General features: G+C 71.6%; 8 protein-coding genes. 4 read left to right on the plus strand and 4 right to left on the minus strand.

Going from position 1 to position 7,639, the window contains the following annotated elements:
• Nucleotides 1–19: 19 nt before the first annotated feature.
• The 3 genes from LOY02_RS08320 (at nucleotide 20) to LOY02_RS08330 (ending at nucleotide 2,819) form a co-directional block, all read left to right on the plus strand.
• The gene (locus LOY02_RS08320; RefSeq protein WP_317181877.1) at nucleotides 20–823 is read left to right on the plus strand and encodes a hypothetical protein; all 804 of its coding nucleotides are present in this window, start codon (nucleotides 20–22) and stop codon (nucleotides 821–823) included.
• Complete coding sequence (locus tag LOY02_RS08325; protein ID WP_317181878.1) at nucleotides 820–2,400, plus strand: S1C family serine protease; 1,581 nt, start codon at nucleotides 820–822, stop codon at nucleotides 2,398–2,400. Before LOY02_RS08320 ends, LOY02_RS08325 begins: the two co-directional genes overlap by 4 nt.
• Before the next feature lie 71 nt (nucleotides 2,401–2,471).
• Nucleotides 2,472–2,819 carry a twin-arginine translocase TatA/TatE family subunit gene (locus tag LOY02_RS08330; protein ID WP_317181879.1) on the plus strand — a complete coding sequence of 116 codons (348 nt, stop codon included), beginning with the start codon at nucleotides 2,472–2,474 and terminating at the stop codon, nucleotides 2,817–2,819.
• 88 nt (nucleotides 2,820–2,907) lie between these two features.
• On the opposite strand, the gene LOY02_RS08335 is transcribed toward LOY02_RS08330, so the two are convergent.
• From LOY02_RS08335 to LOY02_RS08350, 4 genes are all read right to left on the minus strand, one after another.
• On the minus strand, nucleotides 2,908–4,050 hold the full coding sequence (locus LOY02_RS08335; RefSeq protein WP_317181880.1) for an Mrp/NBP35 family ATP-binding protein: 1,143 nt from the start codon (nucleotides 4,048–4,050) through the stop codon (nucleotides 2,908–2,910).
• A 143-nt stretch (nucleotides 4,051–4,193) separates the two neighbouring features.
• Nucleotides 4,194–4,751, minus strand: coding sequence for a DUF1003 domain-containing protein (locus tag LOY02_RS08340; protein ID WP_317181881.1), 558 nt, complete (start codon nucleotides 4,749–4,751; stop codon nucleotides 4,194–4,196).
• Nucleotides 4,748–6,049: a magnesium transporter MgtE N-terminal domain-containing protein gene (locus tag LOY02_RS08345; RefSeq protein ID WP_317181882.1), complete on the minus strand. Its 1,302-nt coding sequence runs from the start codon at nucleotides 6,047–6,049 to the stop codon at nucleotides 4,748–4,750. Before LOY02_RS08345 ends, LOY02_RS08340 begins: the two co-directional genes overlap by 4 nt.
• A gap of 76 nt (nucleotides 6,050–6,125) precedes the next feature.
• Nucleotides 6,126–6,683: a hypothetical protein gene (locus LOY02_RS08350; protein WP_317181883.1), complete on the minus strand. Its 558-nt coding sequence runs from the start codon at nucleotides 6,681–6,683 to the stop codon at nucleotides 6,126–6,128.
• 121 nt (nucleotides 6,684–6,804) lie between these two features.
• Here LOY02_RS08350 and LOY02_RS08355 point away from each other — a divergent pair.
• The coding region (locus tag LOY02_RS08355) for a CoA ester lyase (protein ID WP_317181884.1) at nucleotides 6,805–7,639 on the plus strand (835 nt) is incomplete at its 3' end.

Raw genomic sequence — 7,639 nt, forward strand, 5'->3', positions numbered from 1 at the left:
CCGCAGAGGTGGGTGGCCGGTGACGCCCCACCTGCGCGGACACGTCCGTGCCTACGTCGACCGGGCACTGCCCCCGGCGGTCCTCCACCTCTACGACCGGCACCTCGTGGCCTGCATGATGTGTCGCGCCGCCGCCGACCAGGAGCGGCGGATCGTCGCCGCCCTGCGAGCGGATGCCCGTGCCCTCCCCGGATCCCTGCGCTCCTCCCTGATGAGCCTGGCCTCGGAGCCGACGCCCGAGCCCAGCCCGACTCCCGGCCCGCGGATCCCCCTCGGTCCACTCGCCGCGCGAGGTGGGCGCGGAGCGCTCGCCCCGGGGGTGCCAGCGCCCCTGTCCACCGTTCCGCCGTCGGCACCGGCGTTGCACCGCTCGCCGATGCGCGCCGCCGTCGTCGCCTCCCTCGCCGCCGGGGCGTCGGTTGCCGCAGCCTGGGGTCTGGCGGTGTCACCTCTTCCCGGGGGCGCGAGACCTGCCGCCGTTCGGGTGCCCGCGGGCGTCGCGAGCATCGGGGCGGTCACCTATGCGCCAGGAATGCCCTCACTTCCAGCGGTGACCCGCTCGGGGGCCGCGGCTGCCGACGCGGTTGACGCGTCCGCCGATGCGAATGCTCCGGCACGGACCGTGAGCACCCACCAGCAGGGCACCTCTCAGCAGGGCACCGGTCAGCAGGGCACCGGTCAGCAGAGCCTCGGTCGGGAGCGCGCTGGCACCGGCGTGTTCCCGCTCTGGGTGGTCTCGACCGCCAGTCGCCTCGCACCCCCCAGCGGCCTGACGGCCCCGGTTCGTATCTCCCTCATCACTTCGGCACAATCAGGGCCATGACTGACGACCCGACCGAGCGGCGGCCCGACCACCCGCGAGAGCCCCGCCGCGAGGAGGTCGACGACACCGACGCCATCGGTCTGAGTTCCACCCAGCCGCTCGGCAGCACCGACGCAGCACGGCGGCGGGACGCGGGGTGGTTCTCCGAGTTCGGAGCGGAGCATCCGACCGAGGGCCCAGGTGTCCCGGTCCGGGCCGATACTCCCTGGGGCTCGGACCGTGCCGATGCGCTTGCCGAGGAGGCACACCGGGCGCGCTACGCCGGACCGGTGGTGCCCGCAGGCCCGAGCGACCGATCCCGTCCCGCGTCCCAGGGGGATACCGCGGGAGCCGGAGCGCCCCGGGCCTCCACTCGGGTGCCTCCCCCTCCTGGTGGCCCCACGCCCGAGTACGCCGTGGGGATCCCGTACAGCTACCCCGGTGACGCGGCCGCAGGACACGCGATCCCGTCCGGGACGGACGGCTCCCTAGGCCCACCGGTCACGCCGACCCGGAATCCGAGGCGTCGCCGCGGGCTTGCGGTCGCCGGGGTCCTGGCGCTCTGCCTGGCTTCGGGCGTCGTCGGTGGTGTGGCCGGACAGCTTCTCGAGGACCGGGTGGTGACCCGTGGCAGCACGCTGCCGCAGCCGGGCCCCGGCGTCACCGAGCGACCTGCGGGGTCGGTCGCCAACATCGCGGCCAGGGTGCTGCCGAGCGTCGTGACCATCAAGGTCGATGCCGGGGCGAACGGCGCCGGCACGGGTTCCGGCTTCGTCATCGATGACCGCGGGCACATCCTCACCAACAACCACGTCGTCTCGGGAGGAGCGGACGGGGGCGTCATCGAGGTGGTCCTGAGCAACGGCGAGACCGAGGACGCCACCATCGTCGGGAGGGATGGCAGCTACGACCTCGCCGTGCTGAGGATCGAGCGCAGGGACCTCACTCCGCTCCAGCTCGGCTCGTCCGACAAGGTCGTCGTCGGGGATCCGGTCATCGCCGTGGGAGCGCCGCTCGGCCTCGAGCAGACCGTCACCTCCGGGATCGTCAGCGCGATGAACCGGCCGGTCGCCCCGGGAGCCGGTGACGAGACCTCCTTCATCAACGCGATCCAGACGGATGCGGCGATCAACCCGGGCAATTCGGGCGGTCCGCTGCTCGACCTCGATGGCCAGGTCATCGGCGTCAACTCCGCGATCGCGAGAGTGCCCGGGTCAGGCACCTCGTCCTCGGGCAACATCGGGCTCGGCTTCGCGATCCCGAGCGACCAGGCCCGGCGCACGGCGGACCAGCTCATCTCGACCGGCAAGGCGACCCACCCCATCATCGGCGTGCTGCTCGACCGGACGTTCTCGGGCGAGGGCGCGCAGGTGCAGGACTCCCAGGACGCGGTCACGCCCGACGGCCCGGCCGACAAGGCGGGAGTCCAGCCCGGAGATGTCGTCATCCGGTTCGAGGGCAAGCCGATCCGCACGCCTGACCAGCTCATCGTCTCCATCCGCGCTCGGGCCGTGGGTGAGACCGTGACGCTGACGATCGAGCGCGACGGACAGGAGATCGACCTCCCGATGACCCTCGAGGCACAACCGGACGACTGAGCGGCCGAGCAGGGTCCGTATGATGGCGCCGGTGGCATGCCGGTGTCACGGCCGCGGAGGATGAGGCACAAGTGATCGACATCAACGGGTGGGAGTTCCTGCTGCTCGCGGTGCTCGCCATCCTCGTGCTCGGCCCAGAGCGGCTCCCGGAGTACGCCGGCAAGCTGGGACGCTTCGTGCGCCAGGCGCGCGCCATGGCTGATCGGGCCAAGCAACAGCTCAAGGAGGAGATGGGGCCCGAGTTCTCCGACGTCGACTGGCGCGCCTACGACCCGCGCCAGTACGACCCGCGCAAGATCGTGCGCGAGGCCCTGAACTCGCCGCCTTCTCCCGGCACCCCGCCGCCGGCCAAGCCGCAGAGCACTCCGCAGGCACACGACCCGTCCCTGCCGACGCCGTGGGACAGCGAGGCCACTTGACGGCCGAGCGACCGGACGGCGGGCGGCCTGACTCGCCGGACCACCCGGGGCGGGCTGCCGAGACCGGCTCCGACGGCTGACCGGTCCGTCAGCGGCCGGCCGGCGTGAGGCCGAGCGAGCGGCCGGCCAGGCCGCGTGCGCGCGTGGACAGGCCCTTGGCGATGCCGCGCAGGGCCACGCCCGAAGCCGAGTCGGGGGCACCGAGGACGACCGGCATGCCGCTGTCGCCGCCTTCCCGAAGCGTCGTGTCCAGCGGGATCTGGCCGAGGAGCGGCACGGTCGCACCGATGCTGCGACTCAGGGAGTCTGCGACCACCTGGCCGCCACCTGACCCGAAGATCTCCTGACGCGTGCCGTCGGGCAGCTCGAGCCAGGACATGTTCTCGATGACGCCGGCGATCCGCTGGTGGGTCTGCAGGGCGATGGCCCCGGCGCGCTCGGCCACTTCGGCGGCGGCAGTCTGCGGGGTCGTGACGACGAGGATCTCGGCGTTGGGGATGAGCTGCGCGACCGAGATGGCGATGTCGCCCGTGCCCGGCGGCAGGTCGAGCAGGAGGACGTCGAGGTCACCCCAGAAGACATCCCCCAGGAACTGCTGGAGGGCCCGGTGGAGCATCGGCCCGCGCCAGACGACCGGCTGGTTGCCGGGGACGAACATGCCGATCGAGATGACCTTCACGTCGTGCGCGATGGGCGGCAGGATCATGTCGTCGACCTGCGTCGGCCGCTGCTCGACGCCGAGCATGCGCGGCACCGAGAAACCGTAGACGTCGGCGTCGACCACGCCGACGCGCAGTCCCTGCTCGGCCATGGCCGCGGCGAGGTTGACCGTCACCGAGGACTTGCCGACGCCGCCCTTGCCCGAGGCGACGGCGTAGACACGGGTCAACGAGCTGGGCTGGGCGAACGGGATCTCCTTCTCGGGTGCGCCGCCCCGCAGCTGCTGGCGGAGCGCGGCCCGCTGCTCGTCGCTCATGACATCGAGAGTGACGTTGACGGAGGTCACGCCGGGGACGGCCTGGAGCGCCGCAGTGGTGTCTCGGGTCAGCGTGTCCTTCATCGGGCACCCGGACACGGTGAGGAAGATGGCCAGCTCCGCATGCCCGGATTCGTCGACCTCGACCGACTTGACCATGCCGAGCTCGGTGATCGGCTTGCGGATCTCGGGATCGTTGACCTTCGAGAGCGCGGTCAGCAGGGTGTCGCGACTGGGCAGTGCGGGGACGGACATGCCAACCATCGTATGCCGCTGGGCTGGCTCGCCCGACCGCGGTGCCCTCCGCGCCTGTTGGCGCCCGGATCCGCGCCGCACGCCATGGCCGGGCCGGGTGTCGGCGTCGCGGTGCCCGGGTCGGTGAGCTGGGTGCCTCCTGGCTAGTCGGTGAGTTGCCGCGGCGTCGAGTCGTCGGGTGGCCGGATGAGCATCCGCTCCTCGAGCTCGCCGAGCAGGTCTCGCAGCTCGGACCGGACGAAGTCGCGGGTGGCCTGCTCACGCAGGGCGAGCCGCAGCGAGGCCACCTCACGGGTGAGGAACTCGGTGTCAGCGAGGTTGCGCTCGTCGCGCGACCGGTCCTGCTCGAGAGCCACTCGGTCCCGGTCCGCCTGCCGGTTCTGCGCCAGCAGGATGAGGGGCGCGGCATACGAGGCCTGGAGGCTCAGCATGAGCGTGAGGAAGATGAAGGGGAACCTGTCGAAGACGAGGTCGTCGGGGGCGAGCGTGTTCCAGGCGACCCACACGGCGACGAAGATCGTCATCCCGATGATGAACTGCGGAGTCCCCATGAAGCGGGCGAACTTCTCGGACAGGACGCCGAAGGCCTCCTGCGACAGCGTCACCCGGGGCAGGAAGGTCGCGCGCTGCTCGCGGGGTTGGTCGAGCCGGTCACCCGGTGCGGCGACGCGCTGGAGACGGCGGTTCGGCTGGTCCGTCACGGCTTGACCTCCAGCTCGTGCCGCTCTTCACGCCAGTCCTCCGGGAGGATGTGGTCGAGCACGTCGTCCACGGTCACTGCGCCGAGGAGCCGTCCGTCGTCGTCGACGACGGGCAGGGACACGAGGTTGTAGGTGGCCAGTGTCCGCGTGACGTGCTCGAGCGAGGCGTGGGCGGGCAGCGGCTCCATCTCCTTGTCGATGATCGAACCCACCGGCGCGTGCGGCGGATCCCGGAGCAGGCGCTGGATGTGGACCAGGCCGAGGTAGCGGCCCGTCGGCGCCTCGAGCGGGGGGCGACAGACGTAGACCATCGTGGCCAGGGCCGGCGCCAGCTCCTCACGGCGTACCATCGCGAGCGCCTCGGCGATGGTCGCCTCCGGGGCGAGGATCACCGGCTCGGTCGTCATCATCCCGCCCGCGGTCTTCTCGTCGTAGGACAGGAGCCGGCGCAGGGGAGCGGCCTCGTCCGGCTCCATGAGCTGGAGCAGCTGCTCCGCCTGCTCGGGCGGGAGGTCGGCGAGGAGGTCGGCGGCGTCATCGGGCTCCATCGCCTCGAGGACGTCGGCGGCCCGGGCGTTGTCGAGGCCGGCGATGATCTCGACCTGGTCGTCCTCGGGCAGCTCCTCGAGGATGTCGGCGAGACGCTCGTCGTCGAGGACCGCTGCGACCTCGGCGCGCCGCTTCGGGTTGAGGTCGTGGATGACCTCGGCGAGGTCGGCGACCTTGAGGTCGTCGTAGGTCTCGAGGAGCCGCTCGGCGCTCTGGGCCGGGGCCTCGTCGTGCAGGCCCGCGACATCGTGGATGTCGACGAGCATCGTCTTGCCGGAGCGCCGTCGGGTGAGCCGGGACATGGCCCGCGAGGCCGAGGACAGGCCGGCCTGCCGCACGAAGACCTTGACGGCGTACCAGTCGCGACGCGCTGACTGCTCGATGGCGACGTCCTCGACGGTCGCCCGGTCGAAGCCGGCGGCCCGGGCGTCGGGGGCCGTCACCGTGACGGTCCGGTCGAAGAGCTCGGCAGCGACGAGCGTCTCGTTGGTGCGCTGCTCGAAGCGCCGCATGTTGACCAGCCCGGTGGTGATCACCGCGCCGGCGTCGATCGATGTCACGCGGGTCATCGGCACGAAGACGCGGCGCCTTCCGGGCACCTCGACGACGAGGCCGATGACGCGTGGCTCGGGGCGCGCACGGGTGAACATCACGACCACGTCGCGAACGCGGCCGACCTGGTCACCGAGCGGGTCGAAGACGCTCAGGCCGGTCAGTCGTGCGACGAAGACGCGGGTGCTGGCGCTCATGGCCCAAGGTTATGCGCTCACGCGACGCGGACAGGGCTGCCACGACGGGCGTCCCAGGTGTTGTTCGGGTCCGGGGTCACCGCTTGCGGCGCCCTGCTGACCCTTTGCCAGAGCCCCCGGGAACGTCGTTGGCGCGACGGGCCCCTCGCCCCTTCCAGTGCCACGGCTTCCATGACGTCGTCGTCGCCGTGGTCCGTGCGGGCTCGGCCCGGAGATCGAGGGCGGTGTAGGCCCCGGGCGACTCGAGGGGCGAGCCGAAGGGCGTCAGGGCCGTGACGGTGCATTCCCGGGCCCATCGCGTCACGGAGTCATCGACGGCGTTGAGGCGCGAGGCGCGCAGCAGACCGGCCGCGTGCTCCCACTCCGCCGATCCCGGTTCGAGGACGACGGCGTGGGCCCGGGTGGTGAGGAGCCGGCCGCCGGTGTCCTTGCTGCGGAGGATGAGGTTGACCTCCTTGGGCAGCCAGGGGAGCGGCTGCTCGCCGGGGCCACTGACGACGAAGGCCGTCGTCTCGTCCCACACGTACCACGCCGGCCACGTGCGGTCCTCGGCGACGTCGATCCACAGCAGCCCCGACTTGCTCATGGCCTCACCGAGCAGGGCACTGAGGTTGAGGGGAGAGTGCTCCGTCACAGCGCCCACCCTAGTGATCGTGCCCGGCGGTTGGGGGAGCCGGCCGTGACGATGTCGCAGCCGGTCCGCGAGTGACTGCGGTCATAACGCCGGGACGTGGCGCGTTGCTACGTTGACGCCCATGCGCAGCGCCAAGGACTTCTTCAAGCCCCTCGCCGTGGGGGCGCCGACGCCCGTGACCGAGGTGCCGGCCCGCCCGAGCCGGATGATCCACTTCTTCGACCCGAGCAACGAGAAGATGGCGGCCAAGGTCCCAGGCCTCGTCGGCAGGGTCGACGTCCTCCTCGGCAACCTCGAGGACGCCGTCAAGGCGGACCGCAAGGAGGCCGCCCGGCTCGGTCTCGTCGCCATCGGCAAGGCCACCGACTTCGGTGAGCACACCCAGCTGTGGACGCGGGTCAACAGCCTCGACAGCCCCTGGGTCCTCGACGACCTGACGACGCTCGTGACCGAGATCGGCGACAAGCTCGACGTCATCATGGTCCCCAAGGTCCAGGGCGCCGAGGACATCCACTACGTCGACCGGCTGCTCGCGCAGCTCGAGGCCCGCGCGGGGCTCACCCGGCCGATCCTCGTGCACGCCATCCTCGAGACGGCCCGTGGCATGGCGAACGTCGAGGAGATCTGCGGTGCGAGTCCGCGGATGCAGGGGATCTCGCTCGGGCCGGCCGACCTCGCGGCGGACCGCCGGATGAAGACCACCCGTGTCGGTGGCGGCCATCCCGGCTACCTCGTCCGACAGGACCCGCCGGCCGGTGTCGAGGACGCGGTCAACGCGGACCGCGCCGTCTACCAGCAGGACCTCTGGCACTACACGATCGCCCGGATGGTCGACGCGTGCGCGATGCACGGGATCTTCCCGTACTACGGCCCCTTCGGCGACATCAAGGACGTCGTCGCCTGCGAGGACCAGTTCCGCAACGCCTTCCTCCTCGGCTGCGTCGGCGCGTGGTCGC

It is taken from the genome of Intrasporangium sp. (genome assembly GCF_032907665.1).
GTDB lineage: Bacteria > Actinomycetota > Actinomycetes > Actinomycetales > Dermatophilaceae > Intrasporangium.